18 protein-coding genes and 1 pseudogene are annotated in these 21,608 nt (G+C 72.7%); 9 read left to right on the top strand and 10 right to left on the bottom strand.

Annotated elements, in window-relative coordinates:
* Window positions 1-65 precede the first annotated feature (65 nt).
* Entirely contained in the window at window positions 66-1,907 is a 1,842-nt protein-coding gene (locus tag ACQEVJ_RS39480; protein ID WP_433109786.1) for a glycosyltransferase family 2 protein, read from the bottom strand.
* Window positions 1,908-2,051: 144 nt separating this feature from the next.
* Between ACQEVJ_RS39480 and ACQEVJ_RS39485 the strand changes: the two genes are divergently transcribed.
* Window positions 2,052-4,406, top strand: a complete 2,355-nt coding sequence (locus ACQEVJ_RS39485) for a GH1 family beta-glucosidase (RefSeq protein ID WP_433109787.1) — start codon at window positions 2,052-2,054, stop codon at window positions 4,404-4,406.
* A 16-nt stretch (window positions 4,407-4,422) separates the two neighbouring features.
* Here the strand turns inward: ACQEVJ_RS39485 and ACQEVJ_RS39490 are convergent, their stop codons facing one another.
* Complete coding sequence (locus ACQEVJ_RS39490; protein ID WP_433109788.1) at window positions 4,423-5,112, bottom strand: SDR family NAD(P)-dependent oxidoreductase; 690 nt, start codon at window positions 5,110-5,112, stop codon at window positions 4,423-4,425.
* 125 nt (window positions 5,113-5,237) lie between these two features.
* Here ACQEVJ_RS39490 and ACQEVJ_RS39495 point away from each other — a divergent pair, with 125 nt between their 5' ends.
* The 4 genes from ACQEVJ_RS39495 (at window position 5,238) to ACQEVJ_RS39510 (ending at window position 8,605) form a co-directional block, all read left to right on the top strand.
* Complete coding sequence (locus ACQEVJ_RS39495; protein ID WP_433109789.1) at window positions 5,238-5,876, top strand: HD domain-containing protein; 639 nt, start codon at window positions 5,238-5,240, stop codon at window positions 5,874-5,876.
* A gap of 76 nt (window positions 5,877-5,952) precedes the next feature.
* The gene (locus tag ACQEVJ_RS39500; RefSeq protein ID WP_433109790.1) at window positions 5,953-6,174 is read left to right on the top strand and encodes an EF-hand domain-containing protein; all 222 of its coding nucleotides are present in this window, start codon (window positions 5,953-5,955) and stop codon (window positions 6,172-6,174) included.
* A gap of 97 nt (window positions 6,175-6,271) precedes the next feature.
* On the top strand, window positions 6,272-6,895 hold the full coding sequence (locus ACQEVJ_RS39505; protein ID WP_433109791.1) for a TetR family transcriptional regulator: 624 nt from the start codon (window positions 6,272-6,274) through the stop codon (window positions 6,893-6,895).
* Window positions 6,896-7,066: 171 nt separating this feature from the next.
* Window positions 7,067-8,605 carry an FAD-dependent monooxygenase gene (locus ACQEVJ_RS39510; RefSeq protein ID WP_433109792.1) on the top strand — a complete coding sequence of 513 codons (1,539 nt, stop codon included), beginning with the start codon at window positions 7,067-7,069 and terminating at the stop codon, window positions 8,603-8,605.
* Between the two features lie 4 nt (window positions 8,606-8,609).
* On the opposite strand, the gene ACQEVJ_RS39515 is transcribed toward ACQEVJ_RS39510, so the two are convergent.
* The gene (locus tag ACQEVJ_RS39515; RefSeq protein ID WP_433109793.1) at window positions 8,610-9,179 is read right to left on the bottom strand and encodes an isochorismatase family protein; all 570 of its coding nucleotides are present in this window, start codon (window positions 9,177-9,179) and stop codon (window positions 8,610-8,612) included.
* An 89-nt stretch (window positions 9,180-9,268) separates the two neighbouring features.
* Between ACQEVJ_RS39515 and ACQEVJ_RS39520 the strand changes: the two genes are divergently transcribed.
* Both ACQEVJ_RS39520 and ACQEVJ_RS39525 read left to right on the top strand, forming a co-directional pair.
* Window positions 9,269-9,712, top strand: a complete 444-nt coding sequence (locus tag ACQEVJ_RS39520) for a MarR family winged helix-turn-helix transcriptional regulator (RefSeq protein WP_433109794.1) — start codon at window positions 9,269-9,271, stop codon at window positions 9,710-9,712.
* Window positions 9,713-9,900: 188 nt separating this feature from the next.
* Window positions 9,901-10,038: pseudogene (locus ACQEVJ_RS39525) on the top strand (SDR family oxidoreductase); the annotation flags it as partial.
* Window positions 10,039-10,127: 89 nt separating this feature from the next.
* On the opposite strand, the gene ACQEVJ_RS39530 reads toward ACQEVJ_RS39525, so the two are convergent.
* From ACQEVJ_RS39530 to ACQEVJ_RS39545, 4 genes are read right to left on the bottom strand one after another with little or no spacing between them, the layout of a single operon-like run.
* Complete coding sequence (locus ACQEVJ_RS39530; protein WP_433109795.1) at window positions 10,128-11,357, bottom strand: MFS transporter; 1,230 nt, start codon at window positions 11,355-11,357, stop codon at window positions 10,128-10,130.
* Window positions 11,358-11,380: 23 nt separating this feature from the next.
* Window positions 11,381-12,367: a pyridoxamine 5'-phosphate oxidase family protein gene (locus ACQEVJ_RS39535; protein ID WP_433109796.1), complete on the bottom strand. Its 987-nt coding sequence runs from the start codon at window positions 12,365-12,367 to the stop codon at window positions 11,381-11,383.
* The gene (locus tag ACQEVJ_RS39540) at window positions 12,364-13,011 is read right to left on the bottom strand and encodes a hemerythrin domain-containing protein (RefSeq protein WP_433109797.1); all 648 of its coding nucleotides are present in this window, start codon (window positions 13,009-13,011) and stop codon (window positions 12,364-12,366) included. The genes ACQEVJ_RS39535 and ACQEVJ_RS39540 overlap by 4 nt, the downstream gene beginning before the upstream one ends.
* A gap of 44 nt (window positions 13,012-13,055) precedes the next feature.
* Entirely contained in the window at window positions 13,056-16,322 is a 3,267-nt protein-coding gene (locus tag ACQEVJ_RS39545) for a BTAD domain-containing putative transcriptional regulator (RefSeq protein ID WP_433109798.1), read from the bottom strand.
* A 135-nt stretch (window positions 16,323-16,457) separates the two neighbouring features.
* Here ACQEVJ_RS39545 and ACQEVJ_RS39550 point away from each other — a divergent pair, with 135 nt between their 5' ends.
* Together ACQEVJ_RS39550 and ACQEVJ_RS39555 are read left to right on the top strand one after the other, a co-directional pair.
* Window positions 16,458-16,994, top strand: coding sequence for a GNAT family N-acetyltransferase (locus ACQEVJ_RS39550; protein WP_433109799.1), 537 nt, complete (start codon window positions 16,458-16,460; stop codon window positions 16,992-16,994).
* 105 nt (window positions 16,995-17,099) lie between these two features.
* A complete protein-coding gene (locus ACQEVJ_RS39555; protein WP_433109800.1) occupies window positions 17,100-18,947 on the top strand; it encodes an FAD-dependent oxidoreductase in 1,848 nt (615 codons plus the stop codon).
* Window positions 18,948-19,014: 67 nt separating this feature from the next.
* Here ACQEVJ_RS39555 and ACQEVJ_RS39560 read toward each other — a convergent pair whose 3' ends face one another.
* The 3 genes from ACQEVJ_RS39560 to ACQEVJ_RS39570 form a co-directional block, all read right to left on the bottom strand.
* Entirely contained in the window at window positions 19,015-19,407 is a 393-nt protein-coding gene (locus ACQEVJ_RS39560) for a hypothetical protein (RefSeq protein WP_433109801.1), read from the bottom strand.
* Window positions 19,404-19,892, bottom strand: a complete 489-nt coding sequence (locus ACQEVJ_RS39565; RefSeq protein WP_433109802.1) for a MarR family winged helix-turn-helix transcriptional regulator — start codon at window positions 19,890-19,892, stop codon at window positions 19,404-19,406. The genes ACQEVJ_RS39560 and ACQEVJ_RS39565 overlap by 4 nt, the downstream gene beginning before the upstream one ends.
* Before the next feature lie 162 nt (window positions 19,893-20,054).
* A complete protein-coding gene (locus ACQEVJ_RS39570; RefSeq protein ID WP_433109803.1) occupies window positions 20,055-21,572 on the bottom strand; it encodes an alpha/beta hydrolase domain-containing protein in 1,518 nt (505 codons plus the stop codon).
* Between the last annotated feature and the right edge of the window lie 36 nt (window positions 21,573-21,608).

The raw sequence follows: 21,608 nt of genomic DNA on the forward strand, positions 1-21,608 counted from the left end.
CCCACTTTAGAGCACCGAGTTGTAGTTGCAAATGATTCGCAATTAGGGATAACCCGAGGCCCGGATCAGTGACGCAGCGCCCGGATCATCCGCCTGACCACGGTCGGCGGGGTCGCCACCCGCACCGAAACACTGAGCCGCCGGTTGACCGCCGTGGCGTACGGCCGGACGGTCCACTGCACCACCCCCCATCTCACCGCGCCGCGCCACCACCGCAGGGGCCGGTCCAGCGCGTCCGCGTCGGCGACCTTGACCGGGAGGCGCACCGGTGGGCCGCCGAGGCCGAGTTCGAGGTAGGCGTCCCAGGTGCCGGGCCGCAGGCCGGTCGTCTCGGCCGCGAACTCCCGCGGCCCCACCGCCACGGCCCGCTCACGGTGTTCCCGCCCCGACGCCCGCTCGCGCCAGATCAGGTGCCGTACGGCCGCGGCGGCGGCCTCCTCGCCCACCAGGGCCTGGCCCTCGACCCGCAGCCGCCTGCCCCGCCACCACGCCCGCGTGAGCCGTACGCCGGCGGGGACCCGGACGACGTGCCCTCCGACGTCGAGGCCGAGGTGGCCGTGGGACCGGGTGAGGAAGGGCACCGCGACGGCCCCGCCCACCAGGTGGGCGGCCGGAACGCCGGCTCCGGGTTCACGGCGGGCGCCGAGCCGGGCGAGCCTGCGCGCGCCCTCGCACTCGACGGCCACGTGGACGTCCCAGACTCCGGGCGGCAGCGCGGCCACGTCGAGCACGGCGGTGAAGGATCCGGCGGCACCGGTCCCGCCTCGGGTCAGAGAGGGCACGCGCTCCTCACGCGACATGCGCTCGCGCAAAACCAGGCCCACGCTGCCCTTGAGCCCCGTGCCGTCCAGTTCGGTGCTGTCGCGTGCGCCGTCGGCGTCGGCGAGGGCGGCCCACCCTTCGATCAGCAGGCGGTCGCCCCGCCACTCGACGCCGGCCAGCCGGTGCCGCAGCGGCGCGGCCTCGACGTGCGCGAGCCGTACGAGCCGGTCGGGGTCGTCGAGCGCGGCGACGCGGGCGGCGTCCACACCGTCGAGACCGGCGCGCACACCCGGCGTCAGCCACTGGCCGCAGATGTCGGCCACCTCGACGGCGATCTTCTCGCGCTCGGCCTCGCAGGCGGCCAGGAGCGGCGCCCCGAGCTGGGCCAGCACGTCGCGGCGCAGGTGCCGCAGGAGCAGGCGGTCGCGCAGCGCGCCGGGCGGCACGTGCCGCGCCATGACCTCGATGGGCGTGCGGACCACGCGCAGCCAGCCGAGCGGATCCCGCGCGGACGCCTCACCCCCGCCCTCCGCGTGGTAGCAGTCCCCATCAGTGACCACCGAGATCACCCGCGCGTGACAGTAGGCGTGGACGGTGAAGGTCATGTCCTCGCCGCGCCGCTGCGTCTCGTCGAAGCGGATGGCGTGCCGTTCCAGGAAGTCCCGGCGGAAGAGCTTGAAGCAGGACAGATCGTCGTAGACGGCGGTTAATGAGGCCCTGTCGGCACTCTCCCGCAACCCCTGGCGCACCCCGGCGACCTTGCCCACGACGACGTCGGCGCCGTTCCGGTCGGCCGTCGCGACCAGGCGGGCCAGCGCGTCGGGGGCGAGGTGGTCCCCCGCGTCGCAGAAGAAGACGTATCTGCCCGCCGCCCGTTCCAGCCCGCGGTTGCGGGCGCCGCCGGGCGTGCCGGGCTGGGCGTCCTGGATCACGGTGATCACCCGGGGGTGGTGCGCGGCGTAGAGGCCGAGCAGCGCGCGGGTTCCGTCCCGCGAGCCGCCGTCGACCACGACGATCTCCTTGGCCACCCGCTGCACGAGCAGCGAGGTGAGGCAACGGTCGAGCGACGCCCGGCGGTTGTACGCCGGGACGACGACGCTGACGTCGATCCCCCGATCGGCGCGCTGGTCACTCTCCGTATCCATCGCCCTTCATTATGTGCCGACGACCAGTGCGAACCGCGTTTGCGCCGCGCCGGGCGCGCCTGGTGCCCCCACCTTGCGAGTGGCGGGGCCCGCGCGCGACGCGGCAGACTGAGCGCTCATCGAGTCAACGGGGGTTTCGTGTAGATGCGCACCGCGTTGTTCCCAGACGGTTTCGTCTGGGGAGTGTCCACGTCCGCGTTCCAGGTCGAGGGCGCCACCGACCGCGACGGCCGGGGCCCCTCCATCTGGGACACCTTCGCGGGCGGGGCGTACGGCGACCCGGCCTGCGACCACTACGTGCGCCACCCGGAGGACGTCCGGCTGATGCAGGACCTGGGCATCGCCGCCTACCGGTTCTCGGTCAGCTGGCCGCGCGTGCTGCCGGAGGGGCACGGCCGCGTCAACGGCCCGGGGCTCGACTTCTACGACAGGCTCGTGGACGAGCTGCTGGAGGCGGGCATCGCGCCGTACGCCACGCTGTACCACTGGGACCTGCCGCAGGCGCTGCAGGACGGCGGGGGGTGGACCTCGCGCGAGGTGGCCCGCCACTTCGCCGACTACGCCCGCGTCGTGTACGACAGGATCGGCGACCGCGTGGACACCTGGTTCACGTTCAACGAGCCGTGGGTCGCCGCCTTCCTCGGCCACGCCTCGGGGGTGCACGCCCCGGGCCTGCGGTCGGCGGCCGACGCCTTCGTCAGCGCCCACCACATGCTGCTCGCGCACGGGCTGGGCCTGGAGGCGCTGCGCGCGCAGGGCGCCGCCAGGGCCGGCGTCGTGCTGAACCTCTCCCCCGTCCTCACCCCCGCGCAGCTCGGGGACATGTCCACCGACATCCCCGAAGAGGACGCCGAGGCGGTGGCGAGGATCGACGCCCTGCACAACCGGCAGTTCCTGGAGCCGGTGCTGCGTGCCCGCTACCCCGCAGACCTGCTGCCCCTGATCGAGAGGACCGCCGGGCTCGGCCACATCCACGACGGGGACCTCGACCTCATCGGGCGGCCCATCGACCTGCTGGGGGTCAACTACTACACGCCCATCGCGGTGCAGGCCCAGCCCAGCGCCCCGGCCGACCCGGCCTTCCCCGGCAGCGAGGGCGTCCTGTTCTGCAGTGTGCCCACGGCCGTCACCGCGATGGGCTGGCCCATCATGCCGAGCGGCCTGTCCCTGGTCCTGCGGCGCCTGTCCGAGGAGTATCCCGAGACCGAGCTGATGATCACCGAGAACGGCGCCGACTTCGAGGACGTCGTCACCGGCGACGGCATCCACGACGTCGACCGGATCAGCTTCGTCGAGGAGCACCTGCGGGCCCTGCGGGCCTCGATCGACGAGGGCGCCCGGGTCCGCGGCTACCTGCTGTGGTCGCTGCTCGACTGCGTCGAATGGGCCGACGGCTACCGGCGCAAGTTCGGCATCGTCCACGTGGACTTCACCACCCAGCGGCGGCTGCTCAAGGACAGCGCCCTGTGGTATCGCGACGTCATCAAGCGCAACGGGCTCGGCGCGGAGCGGCCGAAGCGGCCCACGCTCGAGACCGTCGCCACCCGCGCGGGCGTCTCCCGGGCCACGGTCTCGCGGGTCGTGAACGGAGAGACGTCGGTCAGCCCCGACGTGCGCGCCGCCGTGCTGCGCGCCGTCCAGGAGCTGGGCTACGTGCCCAACGCCGCCGCCAGGAGCCTCGTCACCCGGCGGACCGACTCGGTCGCGCTCGTCCTTGCTGTCCCCCGGCACGGCGGCGAGGCGCTGACCTCCGCCGTCGTCCAGTACGTCACCAGCGTCCTGGAAGGAGCCGGCAAGCAGATCACCCTCATGCTCGCCGACACGGCCGAGAGCCATCGGCGCATCATCAGGCACGTCGAGGCGCGACAGGTCGACGGGGTCGTGCTCGTCCCCCCGGACGGCCCGGACACGCTCACCGAGCGGCTCGCCCGCACCGGAGTGCCGGTCGTGCTGCTCGGCAAGCCCGCGATCGCCTCCCTCGTGCCGCACGTGGACGTGGACAACGCGGGCGGCGCGAGGGCGGCCACCCGGCACCTCCTCGACCGGGGCCGCCGCCGCATCGGCGTGATCTGCGGTCCCATGGACCTCGTCGCCGTACAGGACCGCCTCGCCGGACACCTGGCCACGCTCCACGAGGACGGACTGCGGCCGGTGATCGCGCTCGCCGGGCTGGACAGCGGGTCGGGCGCCGCCGCGGCCCGCGAGCTGCTGTCCGGCGACCAGGGCCTGGACGCCGTGTTCGCCACCTCCGACGAGCTGGCGATCGGCGCCATGGAGGCGGCGCGTGAGGAGGGACTGCGGGTGCCGGAAGACCTGGCGATCGTCGGCTTCGGCGACATCCACGCCGCCTCCTGCACGACCCCGCCGCTCACCACCGTCCGGGTGCCCGCCGCGGACCAGGCCCTGGCCCTGGCACGACTGCTCCTGTCCCGCCTCGACGGCCGCCACACCAGCCCCGTCGTCCTCCCCACGCGCCTGGTGGTGCGCGCCACGACCTGACCCTCGCCGCGGACGGCTACCAGGGGATCGGGCCCTCCTCCGAGCTGAACGTGCCGGTCGGGCCGCCGGGCGGAAGGGTGGCCATCCGCACGGCCACCGCCGCGCCCTCGGCCGCCGTACGGGTGCCGGTGTGGCCGGTCAGGTCGGTGGCGCAGTGGCCCGGGTCGACGGCGTTGACCAGGATGCCCGACCCGGCCAGCTCGTTGGCGTAGATCACGGTGAGCGCGTTGAGCGCGCTCTTCGCCGAGTTGTAGGCCAGCATCGCCCACCCCACGTTGAAGTCGTCCTTCGCGTGGGTGAGAGCGAGGGAGGCCAGCCGGGTGGTCATGTTGACCACCCTGGCCTCGCCGGCCGCCCGCAGCAGCGGGATCATCGCGTGGGTGACGGCGACGACCCCGAACACGCCCACCTCGTAGGTGGCGCGCATGTGGTCCGCCGTCGCGTCCGCCGGGCTCACGCCGTAGTCGCCGCAGAGCGCGGCGTTGTTCACGAGCACGTCGAGCCGCCCGAACTCCTCGCCGACGAGCTTGGCCGCGTTCGCGACCATCCCGTCGTCGGTGACGTCGAGCAGCAGCGGACGGGTGCCTTCGGGGGCGTGGCCCTCGTCGCGTACGCCCGCGAACACCGTCATGCCGTGCCCGGCGAGCTGCCGCGCGATCTCTCTGCCGATCCCGCGTCCCGCTCCCGTGACCAGTGCGATTCTCATCTGACTGTCCTCCTTCTGCGTACAGTGCTCACAGTCTCGAAGCGATCACTTGGAGTCGTCTGAGAGCTCACTTGGACCGGCCGCGGGAACGCTCAGGTGGGACCGGGCCCACGAGGAGGGGTGTCATGAGCGAGACCATCGCCGGAGTCGCCGTTCCCGATTCGGCGCTCGCCACGGAGGCGACCGAGCTGGTGCGGGAGGCGGCGCCCCCGTTGCTCTACCACCACTCGCGCCGGGTGTTCCTGTTCGGCTCGTTGCGGGGCCGCCGCCTCGGGCTGCGGGCCGATCCCGAGCTGCTCTACGTCGGGGCGATGTTCCACGACCTCGGGCTCACCGAGCGATATCGGCGCACGGACCAGCGGTTCGAGATCGACGGCGCCGACGAGGCCCGCAGGTTCCTCGCCTCCCACGGCGTGCCCGAGGACGACGTCCGCAAGGTGTGGGAGGGCATCGCCCTGCACACCACGCCGGAGATCCCCTACCGGCTGGAGCCCGAGGTGGCCCTGGTGACCGCCGGGGTGGAGGCCGACGTGCTCGGCATCGGGTATGCCGACCTGGCCCCCGAGGACGTCGCCGCGGTCGTCGCCGCCCATCCGCGTCCCGACTTCAAGCGGCAGATCCTGGCGGCGTTCACCGAGGGGTTCAGGGACCGTCCCGGCACCACGTTCGGCACCGTCAACGCCGACGTGCTGGAGCACTTCGTGCCCGGGTTCCGGCGCATCGACTTCGTCGAGGTGATCCAGGGGTCCGCCTGGCCCGAGTAACCGGCCTGCCATCGATCTTTCGCGCCGTACGGCATAGGTTGTCTGGTGTCGTCCCCCGGTGCGAAGGCAGGTCCTTGTGACTCAGGAACTCAGCCACGAGCGGTTCGAGACCCTCAAGCGTGAATTCGAGGCGATCGACGGCGACGGCGACGGCTTCATCACCGAGGCGGAGCTGCGGTCACACTTTCCCGGCCTGCCGCCGGAGGCGATCGGCGCGCTCGACCGGGACGCCGACGTGGACGCCGACGGCCGGTTCTCCCTGGAGGAGTTCATCCGCCTGACCGGCGCCCGCGACTGAAGCGCCCCGTCCACCGGACGCACAAAAAGTGCGTCTCGCGCAAATTTACGCCTCACGCATCTTTGCGCCGCGCGCAAGTAGTTGTATGGTGGTCCGTGTGAGCAGGGAAGGCGAGCGTCCGGGGCTGCGCGAGCGCAAGAAGCAGGAGACGCGCATCGCGCTGAGCTGGGCGGCGATCCGGCTCGCCGTGGAGCGCGGGGTGGAGAACGTACGCGTGGAGGACATCGCCGCGGAGGCGCGCGTGGCTCCGCGGACCTTCAACAACTACTTCTCCAGCAAGGGTGAGGCGATCGCCGCCAGGCACCTCGACCGCGCCCGTCTGATGGCACAGGAGCTGCGCCGCCGCCCGGCGTCGGAGCCCCTGTGGGAGGCCATCAAGATCGCCGTGATCACCCAGTTCGCGATGGGTGAGGATTACGACGCCGGGCAGCCGGACCAGCAGTGGCAGACCGGCGTCCGGCTCATGGTCAGCGAGCCCTCGCTGCAGGGCGAGATGCTCAAGGCCAACGCCATCGCCGAGGACGAGCTGGCCGCGGCCATCGCCGAGCGGACCGGCACCGACGTCACCCGCGACCTCTACCCACGCCTGGTGGCGGGCGCGGCCGGGGCCGCGATCAGGGTGGCGATGGGCCAGTGGTTGCGGGCCGATCCGCCGATGCCCGTCAGACCGCTCATCGAGGACGCGCTCGATCGGCTCGCCGCGGGACTGCCCGAGCCCTGACAGAAGGACGCCCCCGCGTGGGCGTTCCCCGACTCGCGATGTGACGTGCCACACCGGCACGCCGCTCGGCCCTTCACGCCCTGAAGCGGGGCGCCGTGGACAACCGCGCCGTCCCGTCGTTCGCCATGCCCTCCATCAGCCATGCCCGCCGAATCTTCAAGGAGGACCGCCATGACCGCCGACGTCGTGATCGCAGGAGCCGGACCGAACGGGCTGATGCTCGCCTGCGAGCTGAGCCTGGCCGGAGTGCGGCCGATCGTGCTGGAACGCCTGCCCGGGCGTACGGAGGAGAACCGGGCCAACGGACTGGTCGGCCAGGTCGTACGCGCCCTCGACCGGCGCGGCCTGTACGAGCGGCTGAGCGGCAGCGCCGAGCCGCCCCGGCCGAGCCCGGCCTTCGTGTTCGGCGCGCTGCCCCTCGACATGAGCAGACTCGACGACAACCCGATGTACGGCCTGCCGGTGCCGCAGCGCCGGCTCGAGCAGGTGCTGGAGGAACGCGCGCTCGAGCTCGGCGTGGAGATCCGCCGGGGACACGAGCTGACCGGGCTCTCCCAGGACGAGGACGGCGTCACCACGGAGATCGCCGGACCCGACGGGCCTTATCGGCTACGAACCCGCTACCTCGTCGGCGCGGACGGCGGGCACAGCGTCACCCGCAAGCTGTGCGGCATCGGCTTCCCCGGGGTGACCAGGGACGGCTCGGTCTCCCGCGGCGCGCACGTCACCGTGCCCGCCGAGCTGATCGACCCGGCCACCGGCGGGCTGAACGTGCCCGGCTACGGACCGATCCCCCCGTTCATGCACCACCGCACCGACCACGGTCTGTTCGTGTACGCGCCGTTCCCCACCGGAACGCTCGTGAACGCCACGGAATGGCACCAGGACGGCGGCGGCGAACCGATGAGCCTGGACGAGCTGAGGGAGAGCGTGCGCCGCGTGCTCGGCGTCGACCTGCCGTTCGGCCCGCCCGAGGGCCCGGGTCCGCACCAGTTGCGCCGCATGGCCGGCGGAAACACCCGCCTGGCCGAACGCTTCCTGGACGGCCGGGTGCTGCTGCTGGGCGACGCCGCGCACGTGCACAGCGCGATCGGCGGCCCCGGCCTCAACCTGGGCCTCCAGGACGCGATCAACCTGGGCTGGAAGCTGGCCGCCGAGATCCACGGCTGGGCCCCGCCCGGCCTGCTCGGCACGTACGAGACCGAGCGGCGCCCGGCCGCCGAGCGCGTGGTCATGCACACGCAGGCACAGTCGGCGCTGATCGCCCCCGGGCCGGAGGTCACCGCGCTACGGGCCCTGTTCACCGAGTTGCTGCGCGACGAGCGCACCGTCAAGCACATCGCGGACCTGATGTCCGGCGCGGACATCAGGTATGACCTCGAAGGAACTCACCCGCTCACCGGGCGGCCGGCCCCCGACCTCGTGCTGGAGACGGAGACGGGCTCCGTGCGGCTGGCCGAGCTGACCAGGACGGCCCGGCCGCTGCTCCTCGACCTGACGCCGGACGCCGCGCCGGCCGGGGCCCTCGACGGCTGGCGCGACCGCGTGGACCTCGTCACCGCGAAGACGAGCCAGGACGGCCTTCCCTCCGCACTACTGCTGAGGCCGGACTGCTACGTGGCCTGGGCGTCGGACTCCCCCCGGCCCGACGCGAAGGAGCTGGACACCCTCCGTACGGCCCTGACCTCGGCCTTCGGCGCCGCTCACTAAGGGGTCAGGCGAAGGCGGCGAGGATCGCCTCGGTCGTGTCGATCTGCGCGATCCGCGGCAGGATCACCCCGAGAGCGTTCTCGTGGGCCGAGGCGACCAGGTCGGTGACCGCGTCGGAGGCCACCGCGATCTCGTAGCCCCGCTCCCGGGCACCGCGCGCGGTGGACTCCACGCCGATGCTGGTGGAGATCCCCGCCAGCACGATCCCGGTCACGTTCCGCCGCCGCAGTTGCAGGTCGAGCTCGGTGCCGTGGAAGGCGTCCCAGCCGCGCTTGGTGATCGCGATGTCCGTCGGCCCGTCAGGCACGCGCTCGTCATACTCGGCGAAGTCGGGCGCGGGTGCGATCGCGGGCCCGGGCGCGTCCGTCCGGGCCCGCAGCACGTCGCCCCCGTCGGGGGAGAACGCCACCCGCACCCGGACGACCGGAAGTCCCCGCTCGCGGGCGGCTCCCGCCAGCCGGGCGGCGTTGGCGGCGACCTCGGCCGCCGGATGCACGGTGGGCAGGGCGGTGATCCCCTTCTGCAGGTCGATCAGTACGACGGCCGTGCGGTCGTCGAGCAGTGTGACGGGCATGTGAGCTCCTTCGGAAATAGACAGCCGAACTGTACAGTCTTGCTGAATAGATTGCCAGCAAGGCTGTGCATTTCGGCTACGCTGAGCCCATGAGGGACGCGTCCGAGGTCGCCGCCGAGCTGCGGCTCGTGGTCGGGCAACTGGTCAGGCGGGTGCGCGAGGACGACCCGATGCCTCCGGGGGTCATCGCGGTGATCGGGCTGCTCGGCCGGCAGGGCCCGATGACCACCAGCGAACTCGCCGCCGCCCGGCGGGTGCGCCCGCAGTCGATGGCCCGCACCGTCGGCCAGCTGATCGACCAGGGGCTCGCCGAGCGCGGCACGCATCCCGTCGACGGCCGCAAGGCCCCCGTCTCGCTGACCGCCGCCGGGCTCGACGCCCTGGAACAGGTGCGCACCCGGCGGGCCGACTGGCTCGCCCAGGCGATCGAGGACACCCTGTCCCCCGCCGAGCGGGAGACGCTGGCGGGCGCGGCGGACCTGGTTCGCCGCCTGGTGGACTGGGAGCCGTCCGGAGCGGGCCCCAGGACGTGATGAGTCCGTCCGCGTCAATCGATGCGGGGTCGTGAGGGTCCGTCATGGCCCCGGATCTCCGCACAACGCAGTTCGCGGAAGGGGGTTCGGCCCGTCCGGCAAAGGGTCGTCTGTGAGAACGGGGCCTTACGGCGAGCAATCGCTCGCGACGACGAACACTGGGCAATTCTCAGGGGAGCGGCCAGTAACTGGCTGCGCAGGTGCCGCTGGGCCGGCTCGGGCGCCCGGAGGAGATCGCCGCCGCCGTGGCCTTCCTCGCCTCCGAGCAGAGCAGCTTCATCACCGGTTCGAGCCTGTACGTCGACGGCGGCCTGAACCAGATCTGAGTTCCATGACCGCAAGCCGGCCGGGCGCGCGAAGGTCAGGCCTACCGCAGCAGCGAAGTCGATTCAGCGCACCAGCAGCCGCGGCGTCGTCAGCCGGTGGCGCCGGACAGCTCCGGATTCTGCTGGCGGATGGGGGTGAAGAACGCGGCGAGCGCGATCAGCAGGCAGGCCGCCCCGGCCAGCAGGCAGACCACCGCGACGCCGTGGCGCTGCGCGCCCCAGGTGAGTACGGCCGCCCCCGCCGGGCCCAGCGAGTAGTGGATCGTCCAGAAGGCCGAGGTGACCCTGCCGAGCAGGTGGTCGGGGGTGACCTGCTGGCGCAGCGACATCGAGCAGATCCCGGCCACGCTGACGCAGGCGAGATAGGCGGCGGCCGTCGCCGCGGCCACCGGGACACCGGTGGACAGGCCGAGCCCCACTATGGCGAGCCCGGCGACCGCGATCGCCCCGATCCACGACGCGCCGAACCCCAGCCTGCGGCGTACGGCACCGACGAGGAGCGAGCCGGCCACGGTGCCCAGCGCGCCGACCGCGAGCACCACCCCCACCGCGCCGTCGGACTGGCCGAGGTCGTGCTTGAGGTGGTAGATCAGCACGTCGGTCAGCCCGAGGGTCAGAAAGATGAAGAACGACAACAGGACGGTCAGGGCCCGCAGCACGGGCTGCCGCCACAGGAAGCGGGCCCCGGCGAGCAACGGGCGCCAGGGCCCCCGCTCTTCCTCGGACGAGGGCGCCGGCTGCCGCCTGAGCCGGATCAGCAGGACGCCCAGCGCGGAGACCCCGAAGCTGGCCGCGTTGATCGCGATGGCGGCCGTGGGGCCGAACCAGCCCGCCACCACCCCGGCCAGCAGCGGCCCGCCGATCCCCGCCGCCGCCGCGGTGGCGCCCAGCCGCCCGTTGGCCTCGGTGATCCGGTCGGCGTCCACCAGGCCCCGCACCGCCGTGACGTACGCGACCTGGAAGAGCATGCCGATCGCCTCGCTGACCGGCAGGACCACGTAGAGCAGCCAGACCTTCGGCCCGAAGGCCCAGGCGACCGGGACGATGCCGTACAGCGCCATCCTCGCCAGATCGCACCAGATCAGCAGGCGCCTGCGGTCGAGCCGGTCGACCAGGACCCCGGCGAAGACCGCCGCCCCCACCGACGCGGCGCTCGCCAGGCCGGTCAGCAGGCCCATCTGCGCGACCGACCCGGTCGCGTGCAGCACGAGCAACGGGACGGCGATGAGGGCGAACGAGTCCCCCGCGACCGACAGCGTCTGGGACGCCCAGAACACGGAGAAATCCCGGTTACGCCACAGCTGTGATCCTTTGGCCACCCGACCATGCTGCCGTACGTAGATCAGGTGCGGGGGCGGCGGACGACGGGAACCGGCTGGCCGCGGCGCCCGGCCTCGGCGCGCAGGCGATTCCTGAGCATCCTGCCCTGTCCGAGGAACGACCGGAACCGCTCGCGGCGGCTCCCGGCGAGGCTCCAGTCGTTCAGGGCCCGCTCGACCCGCACGCTCAGCCGGTCGCCCTCCCCCGTCGCGGTCCCGACGAGCACCACGTTCTCCTGCCATTCCATCCCCGGGCCGTGCCGATGGAAGGTGAGGCACACCGGCCCGGCGACGGCCTCGACACCCGCGGGCAGCAGCAGGTCGAAGCCCGCCTCGGTGCGTACGGCCGAGCGGGTGCGCACGGCCAGCGGCCTGCCGCCCGCGTCGACCATGGTGACGACGGGCTCGCCCAGGCGTGCCGCGCGGCCGGCGAAGGGCCGCCAGTCGGCCGGCGCGACGGACCGGCTCGGCAGCCGGGGGCCGTTCGGAGCGGGGTCGGAGACGGGCGCGGCCGCCTCACCGGGCCGGGTCCACACCTCCGGTGTCCCGGACAGGTCGCCCTCCGGCCACCAGACGATCCGCTCCGGGGTTACCTCCACATAGATGCGGGCGAAGTACCACCCCAGCCGCTTCGTCAGGAACCACGGCATCCCCGCGAACCCCGAGCCCGTCTTGGCCAGGGACTCCCGGACGTACCTGTCGGTGTTGGCCTGCAGATCGGCGTCGCGTACGGCGGCCCGGCCCTGCACGAGGACGACGGGCGGCCGGTCGAGGCCGCTGCCCTCGGCGGAGGAGTACAGCAGCGCGACGTGCGGGTCGCGGCGGGCCCGCTCGGCCTTGTCGGGATAGGTGAGGCCGGTGGTCACGTCGAGCGTGCCGCCCGCGCCGGCGAACGGCGTGACCGGCCAGGTGACGGGCCGCCCGTCGCGGGTGAGCGAGGCGTACTCGCAGACGACGGCCCGGTCGAACAGCTCGGCCGCCTCGCGCGGCCAGGTGGTCAGGGTGGTCATCGTGACTCCGGGGACGTGGGCAGGGAGATGGAGGCGCCGTACAGCCGGGCGAACCGCCGCTGGTAGGCGGGCCACCAGAACAGACGGAACATCAGCCGGGCCACGACCGGCATGTCCGCGAAGGCGGCCGCGAGCAGGGCGGGGTCGGCGCTGGAGGCGAGCCAGCCGAAGATGACGGGGATCCTGCGGCGGCCGAAGTCGGCCGTCGCCTGGCGCCTGTCCGCCTCGATGTCGTCGAGAGTGAGGTGCCGGAGCATCAGCGGCACGGCCGTGCGCTCCTCGTGGTCGAGGTGCTCGTTGAGCAGCTCGTGCAGCCGCCGCAAAGCGGGAGCGCGCTCCGGCAGGGGCGCCGCACGGTCGGCGGCGGCCTTCACGAGCGGGTCGAGCACGGCGTGCTCGGACTCCAGCTCGGCCAGCACGTCCGCCGCCTCGGGATCGTGGCCGACGAGCTTGGGCCACAGGGTGGTGTCCTCGTGGGTGTGATGGGCGTGGAGCATCTCCAGCAGGAGCGCGAGCTGCTCCTCCAGGAGCTCCCCGTGCTCGTCGTCCCGGGGGCCGCGGCAGGCGTCGGCGAGGCGGCCGAACTCCGCCCGGAACCCGGCGTGCATCAGCAGGAAGCCGGCGAGGTGTTCTTGTGTGATCATCTGTTCCCTCACGTTGTCTGGGGAACAGCGTGCGTTTCCTACCCTTATGAGCTCTTGTCGAGCGCTTGTCGGGCCCTTGTCAGCCAGTAGCCGGCGCCCGCCTCCTCCAGGATGCGCACCGCCTCCCGCAGATGGACCCGCGCTCCCGCCCGGTCCCCGAGCGCCAGCAGCGCCTCGCCCAAGTGGCCGTCGTAGGCCCCGTCGACGGTGGTGCAGGTGCCGTTCACGTGCAGCAGGCCGGCGAAGGGGCGGAACGCGTCGTAAACCTCCCGCACGACGTCCAGATCGCCGAGCCGGATCGCCGCGTGCAGCCGGCACATGGTGGCCATCGCCCAGTTGTAGTCACGCGGCGGGAGAGGGGTCTCACGCAGCAGCCGCAGGGCACGCTCACGCTCGCCCAGGTCCGCCAGCGCGCCGGCCAGGACGTAGGCGAGCCCCGCCAGTCCCGTACGCCGGAACATCTCCTCGATCCATTCCACCTCCGCGCCGAGGCGGTCCTCGTGGATGAGCGTCTCGGCCCGTACGGCGAGCATGCTCACCTCGAAGTACGCGAGGTCGGAGAAGGACAACGTCGCCCTGACGGGCTCGAAGTGGCGGGTCGGGTCGGGCACGCCCTGGAACAGGTCGAGCCCCACGTGCGCGATCGCCGCCTGCAGCGCCAGCGCCGGGTTGTGCAGGTCGCGCAGCAGCGCGTCGGTCTCCGTCAGCAACTCGCGAGCCTCCGCCACCCGGCCGTGCTCGACGAGATGAGCGACGAGGTGGAGCTGTGCGATCACTGCGAGCTGGGACGACAGGTCCGGCTCCGCCAGCAGGCGCCGTGAGGTCTCGGCCAGTTGGTCGATGAAGTCCTGCCCCTGCATGGCGAGCAGCCGCAGATGAAGCACGCGCCGCAGCAGCGCGGGGCCGCCCAGCCGCTCGGCCGCCGCCACGGCCTGCGACGAGACCCGGTCGACCTGGTCCTCGCCGCCGGTCTGGGCCAGCACGACGGCCCGCACGGCCTGGGCGGACGCCCAGGCGGGGGCGTTTCGCGGCAGCTCGCGCACGGCGCGGTCCATCGACTCCTGCAGGACGCGCACGTCCAGGCCGTGCCGGAAGGGGACCCAGACACCATGCCCCATCGCGATGTCGGCGGCCCTGACGGCCTGCTCCAGGTCGTCTCCGGCGAGGGCCAGCGCCTGTTCGATCGCCTCGTAGCCCTCGTCGTACCGCCCGGCGGCGTAGCGGCTGTCCGCCAGGCCGACCGTGAGCTCGAACCGCTCGGCCGCCTCCGCCCCGGCGAGTTCGGCCGCCGCCAGCGCCTCCTGCCATGAGGTGGCCGCGTCGTCGAGCGCGTGCCTGCGCATGGCCGCACGCGCGGCACGGGCGGCGTAGTCCATCGCCATGCGGGCCGGCTCCGGGCCCAGCTCGGCCGCCGCCAGCCAGTGCCGCGCGATGGTCGCCACCTGGTCGTCCCGGTCGCCGTACGCGCGGGTGAGCACGGCGGCCAGCCGCGCGTGCACGCCCGCCCGCCAGAGGCGGGAGCGGCGCGACAGCAACGCGTCGGTCACCAGGGCGTGCGCGAACGCGTACCCACCCAGCCTGGCGCCCGACTCGCGGAGCAGACCGGCCGCCAGCGCCGCGTCCAGCGACGGCACCAGGTCGCCCAGGTCGCGCCCGGCGACCTCGGCCATGACCCGCGCCTCGAACTCGTCGCCCGCGACCGCGGCCAGCTCCAGCAGGCCGGCCGTCTCCTCCCCCAGCCCGGCCACCCGGTGCAGCACGACGTCGAGCACGCCCTGCGGCAGTTCCTCGCCCGCCCGGGCCAGCTCGGCGAGGAAGAACGGGTTCCCTCCGGTGCGGCCGCGCAGTTCCCCGGCCTTCCGGCTGCCCGGGTCGCGGCCGGACAGCTCCCGCACGAGCGTGCGCACCTCCTCGGTCGCGAGCCCGTCGAGCCCCAGCCTGCGCGCGCCGAGCCGGGACAGCGCCGACAGGGTGGCGGTCAGCACCGACGCCTCGTGTCGCCGGAAGCTGGCCACGACAAGCAGGCCCGGCCGCGCAGTGGACGCGACGTGGACCAGCAGGCGCAGCGTCGCGTCGTCGGCCGCGTGGACGTCCTCCAGAACGACGGCCACCGGGCCGAGATCGGCCAGGAACGTCCCGACCGCCTCGAAGAACCGCAGCCGCGCCCCCTGCGCGTCGTACGCCGGGATCGCCTCCACCCCGCCCGACAGGAACGTGCGGACCTCCTCGGGCAGGACGGCGCCGGGTGCCGCGTCCGCGAGGTCGCGCAGCACCTGCTCCCACGGCCACAGGGCGGGCGCCGTCTCGTGGTCGGGGCTCGACCCCCACCCCACCGGGACGCCGGCGGTCGCGCGGAACCTCCTGAGCAGGCTCGTCTTGCCGACACCCGGCTCGCCGTCCACGAGCACGACCTGCCGGGCCGTGGCCGCCGCCGTGGCGGCGTCGGTCAGGAACCCCAGCGCGCTCTCGCGTCCCACGAACGGCCCGTCGTCCGTACGCCGCCGAGGCGCGGGGCGTCTCGCGGGCGGCGCGGCGTGAGCGGATGGCGGGATCAGCGCGGCGTCCTGACGCAGCACGGCGGTCTCCAGCTCCCGCAGCCGGGGCCCGGGATCGATGCCCAGCTCACCCGCCAGCACCTCGCGCACCCTGCGCAGGCACTCCAGCGCCGCCGCCTGACGGCCCGACCGATAGTGAGCCAGCGCGAGCAGTTCCCAGGCCCGCTCCCGCAGCGGGTGGTCGTGCACGAACGGCTCCAGGCGCGCGACCACGTCCGTGTGGCGGCCCAGCTCGAGCATGGCCTCCGACAGCCCCTCGATCGCGTCGAGCCGGAGCTGCTCCAGGCGGGCGATCTCCGGCCGCGCCCATTCCTCGGACCGCACGTCGGCGTACGCGTCGCCTCGCCACAGGGCGAGCGCCTCGGTGAGCACGGCCGCCGCCTGCTCGTGCCGTCCCTCGCCCAGGTGTCCCGACCCCATGGACACGAGCGCGTCGAAGTCCCGCGTGTCGAGGTCGATCCCGCCGGTCATCAGGCCGTACCCGTCCGCCGCGCTGACCAGGACCGTGGCCGGCGCCCCGGCCTTCCGGCCGGGCTCCAGGCGGCGGCGCAGGTTGGAGACATACACCTGAAGGCTGCCCTGGGCGCTCGCGGGCGGGCTATCGCCCCAGAGCCGGTCGGCCAGCACGTCCGCCGGGAGCACTCGATCGGCGTTCATCACGAGGAGGGCCAGGAGCGCTCGCTGCTTGGGCGGCCCGGACGGCACGGCCTGCCCGGCCACGACGAGTTCCATGGGACCGAGGACATTCAGCCGCACGGGCCAATGCTAGGGAGACGGCTTGAACCGGTCCAGCCGTCACTTTCCCGGCCCAGCGTGACGACACCGGCAGGGATACGATCACCCGGCGGCGCGGAGTGCGACGGCCGGTACGCATGCCGAGGAGAGGGCCGTATGACGGACCAGGACACCACGATCCGGCTCGTCCGGGTGGACGACGCCGAGGTGATCGCGGCGCACCGCGCCCGCGACAGGCGGGCGTACGCCGCCTGGGAACCGGCCCAGCCGGACGAGTTCTACACCGTGGCCGGGCAGCGCCGGCGCATCGAGACGCTGCTCGACGAGCACGGCCGGGGCGAGCGCTGGCCGGCGGTCATCCTCGCGGGCGGCGAGGTCGTCGGTCAGGTGACCGTGAGCACGATCCTGCGCGGCCCCTTCCGCAAGGGTTTCCTGGGCTACTGGGTCGCCTCGGCCTTCGACGGCCGGGGGCACGCGACCCGGGCGGTGGGCCGGACACTCACCGTGATGACCGAGGAACTCGGACTGCATCGCGCGGAGGCGCACACCCGGATGGAGAATCTCGCCTCGCAGCGGGTGCTGCGCGCCAACGGATTCCGACCCTGGGGGATCGCCCACGCCCACATCTTCCTCGACGGCGCATGGCATGACGAGGTGTTCTGGGAGCGGACACTGGACGACACTTCGTCTTGACCATTGCCTGGGACACCAGTTGCACGTCCCCGGCGCGTCGCGTGCCGTCGCATGACCATCACCCCGAAACTCACTCTCCGTAACCGACTCGTGGAGGAGGAGTTCGTGGTCTCAATCGACCGTCGGGGATTCGCCAAGCTGGCCGGGCTGGGCGCGGTGGGATCGGTCATGAGTCCGTCCCTGGGCACGGCCCCCGCCTCGGCGGCGCGCGCGCCGCACGCGGGAGAGCTCTGGCAGACCTGCCTTCGGGTGGCGCGCGACCACCTGCTCGTCGACAAGGACGGCAACGACCTCAAGCACCGATACCTGCAGGTGCTCATCGACAATGGCCTTCCCAGGACCCGTACGCCCAAGAAGGTCCTGGTCGTGGGGGCCGGCATCTCCGGCCTGGTGGCCGCGACGCTGCTGAAGCGGGCCGGGCACCACGTCACCGTCATCGAGGCCAACGGCAACCGGATCGGCGGCCGGATCAAGACCTTCCAGACCGGGTTCCGGGACCGGCGGCAGTACGCCGAGGCGGGGGCCATGCGCATCCCGGACTTCCACCCGCTGACGCTGGCGCTCATCGACAAGCTGGGGATCACGCGCCGGCCTTTCTACAACGTCGACGTGCCGCCCGGCGCCGAGCCCCGCGGACCGGTGCCACCGGTCGTCTACACCGCATACTCCGGGCAGGTGTGGCGTTCCGGCCCGGCCAAGGGCCCCTTCACGGCGCCCGCGCGCATGAACCACACGTTCATCCACGTCAACGGCATCACCCAGCGGCGCGACGAGTACGCCAAGGATCCCCGCAAGATCAACGCGTCGTTCGGCCTCAGGGACGACCGGACCGCGGCCGAGATCCTCGACACCGCCCTGGACCCGGCGAGGGACTACTTCTCCGTACGCAAGGGCGACAAGCGGATCGACAAGCCGCTGCCCGAGCAGATCGAGGGCTGGGCCCGGCTGCTGTACGACTACGACGGCTACTCGATGTACGCCTACCTGAAGGAGCACGCGAAGCTCAGTGACGAGGCGATCGACGCCATCGGCACGCTGGAGAACCTCACCTCCCGGCTGCCGCTGTCGTTCATGCACACGTTCCTCACCCGCAGCCTCGTCAACCCGGCCGTGACCTACTGGGAGATGGCCGGCGGCAGCAGGGAGCTGCCGTACGCGCTTGCGCCGGGCCTGCGCGACGAGATCCGCATGGACCGCAGGGCCATACGGATCGAGACGTCGGGACGCGGCGTGCGCATCTCGACGGTCAGCGAGGCGGGCAGCACGGAGTCGGAGTTCACCCGGCAGACGCCGCGGGAGACGTTCGAGGGCGACGTCGCGATCATCACGGTCCCGTTCTCCGCGCTGCGCCACGTCGAGATCGCGCCGGCCATGTCCTACCGCAAGCGCCGCTCGATCATGGAGCTGCACTACGACTCCGCCACCAAGGTGCTGCTGGAGTTCCGCAGGCGCTGGTGGGAGTTCACCGAGGAGGACTGGAAGCGCGAGCTCGGCGACCGCTACCGCCCCGGGCCGGTGGCGCACGTGACGGGCGGAGGGTCGGTCTGCGACAACGCCAACCGGTTCATCTACTTCCCCTCTCACCCGGTGCCGGGCAGCGACGGCGGCGTCGTGCTGGCCAGCTACTCGTGGGCCGACGACGCGACCCGCTGGGACTCGATGGACGACGAGGAACGGTACGGCTACGCGCTGCGCGGGCTCCAGGAGGTGCACGGAGACCGCGTCGCGGAGTTCTACACGGGCGCCGGCCAGACCCAGAGCTGGATGCGCAACCGCTACGCATTCGGCGAGGCCGCGGTCTTCACGCCCGGCCAGATGACCGAGATCCACCCCGCCATCGCCGTCCCCGAGGGCCCGCTGCACTTCGCCGGCGAGCACACCTCGCTCAAGCACTCCTGGATCGAGGGCGCGCTGGAGTCGGCCGTACGCGTGGCCCTGGAGGTCAACGGCTGACCCGTACTCCCGCGGGGCCCTTCGTGCCCAGGGCCCCGCGGGTTCACGCGGGCGGGCGACCTGGTGGTTACGGCTCGATCTCGGCTCTCATCGACTGCCAAGGCGAGGCGTCGAACACCAGCATGATCGAGACGATCTTGCCGTCGGCCAGGCGGAAGTGCTCGGCGGTGCGCTGCGTGCCGGCCGGCGTCGCGGTGTGCACGTCGTACACGAGCGTCGCCTTGGCTTCGCCGTACAGCTCGCTGATGAGATCCACCCCGGTCACGATCGACACGAACCCCGGCAACGTCGCCAGATACCCGGCCCGGTCGTCTGAACTGAAGAACGGGCTCTGGAACCGGAAGGGCTCCCCCAGATGCGCCGCGGCGGCGGTCGCGTCCCCGCGGAAACGGGCCTCGTGATAACCGCGTACGGCGCGGCGCGTCTGTTCCTGCATCTCTTCCTGGGTGGCCACGCTCATGACTGGGGTCCGATCTGACGGAGGTGGGCGGCGAGGCGCTGCTGGTTGTCGGCCAGGCGCAGGCACAGGTCGCGCAGGACGACCAGTTCTTCGGGCGTGAATCCCTGGAACAGCGCCTTCATGGCGTGCCTCGACGGCTTGCGGAAGTTCTCGATCCACGCCCTGCCGTCCTGGGTGATCTCGGCGAGGACCGAACGCCGATCATTCGGGTCGGGAACCCGGCGGACCAGCCCGTCGCGTTCGAGGGTGTCCACCAGGCCGGTGACGTTGCGGGAGCTGACCCCGGCGCCCCGGGCGAGTTCGCCGATGCTGATCCCCTGCTTGCCCGCGGCGAGCCGGATCAGCAGGTCGAGGGCGCCCGCACTGACCCCTCTGCCCTCGGAGCCGTGGGCGCGCAGGCGCTCGACGGCGTGACAGGCGGTACGGACGGCCGCGCTCGCCTCGAACGCGCGCAGATCGCCGTCCTCACCAGCGAATCGTGCCATGGCCGTCCTGGCACTCGGGTCGTAGAGATATCCGTCCGGGTCACGCTCGTAATTATGTACATCCTTCATAGTAAGTCAGAAGATTATTACGTACTTCCAGAGTTCGTCAATCGCCCCCGCCCGGGTCGTGCTCCGGGCGGGGGCCTGTGCGATCCGACGCGCTCAGCCGCCGATGCCGGAGTTCTCCGCGGCGGTGACGATCGTGGCCGCGTCCTCTGGGAGGAGATATCCGGCGTTCACCGACGCCTGCGCGGCCGCCCGCACCTTGCTCACGTAGTCGGCGTGCGTCGGGTAGAGCCGGCCGAGCACCGGCTCGGCCGTACGCGGCAGGGACGGGTCGGACGGGTCGCCCACGTTGTGCCGGTCCCACGGGTCGGCGTCGCCGTTCCACGGGTCGCGGGCGCCGTAGAGACCGCAGAAGACGCCGCTGCCGCTGGTGTCCCGCTCTCCCGTGAGCGTGCGGGTCGGCACCGCCACGTCGGGGAGCCGGATGCCGCCCACGGCCAGGCCCGTGCTCGGGTCGCGCAGGTCGGGGTGCAGCGCCGCCCCGCTCGGCGGCCGGGGCCCGCCCCTCGCCCAGGCGGCCAGGTGACGCAGCGCGGCGTTCATGGAGTAGTGGCCGGGTCCGTCGTTGAACGGGGCCGACCCGGCGGCGCAGTCGGGCCGCGGCGCGGCGGAGCCCGCCGACTTCTTCACCGTCGGGTCGCCGAGGTCGTACGCCCACTGGTCGCCGTGCGCCGTACCGGCCAGTTCCCAGTGCACCACCCGGTCAGTGTCCGGCTGCCGTGCCACGAACGCCGTCGGGACGTCGGTCTCGGTGAGCACGACGAACGCCGGCACCGACAGGTCCGTACGGATCCTGCTCGGGTTCGGCATCGCCAACACGTCGAGCAGGTTGCCGCTGATCGGTGAGCCGACCGCGCCGTTGCTGTGGATCATGAAGCCGTCGTACACCTTCGACACGGGCTGGACGGCGTTGACGTACGTCGTCATGAAGCCGGCCGACTGCGACTCTCCGTCGGCGAGCAGCGTGGTGACCCGCAGGCCGCCGAGCGGGTCCGGCCCGTCCGGGGTGCGCAGCGCCTGCCCGGCCTGGGAGAAGATGTCGTACGAGTAGGCGTCGCCGGGGTGGACGAGGCTGCCGTACCGCGCCGGGTCCCAGCCCTTGAGCCCGCGGATCTCGCCGAGACCGCCGTTGACGCCGACCTCCTGCGCCGAGACGCCGACCCACGCGTAGCCCTCGCGCAGCAGTTCGTCGCGTTCGAACCAGTAGTCCGGGGACAGTTCGATCTGGCCGCTCACGTTGAGCCACTCGACCACGACCGTGCCGTTGAACCTCGCGGGGTCGGCAGGCCGGCGGACCAGGAGCCGCGTCTTGTACGGGGCGCGGCCGGACGCCCGGACGTTCCACCGGCCGTCCGAGGTCCAGATGCCGGACTTGGCGTAGGAGGTGGCGGTGCCCTCGATGAAGTACTCGCTCTCCGTGAAGCCGGACGAGCCGAGGTCCTCCGCCGCGGCGAGGAACGGGAAGCCGTGGTCCCCGGCGGCCGGGACGCTGACGGTGGGGCTCGCCGCCGTGGCCTGGGCGGCCGGCGTGGCGCCGAGGAGGGCGGCGGCGAGCGCCGCCCCCAGCGCCGCGGCGGTGATCCGCCGCCGGGGGGACCGGACAGGTACGCGCACGGGTTACCTCCGTGGGACGAATGTCGGGGGACGAAT

Source organism: Microbispora sp. CA-102843 (genome assembly GCF_050936215.1).
Classification (GTDB): domain Bacteria; phylum Actinomycetota; class Actinomycetes; order Streptosporangiales; family Streptosporangiaceae; genus Microbispora.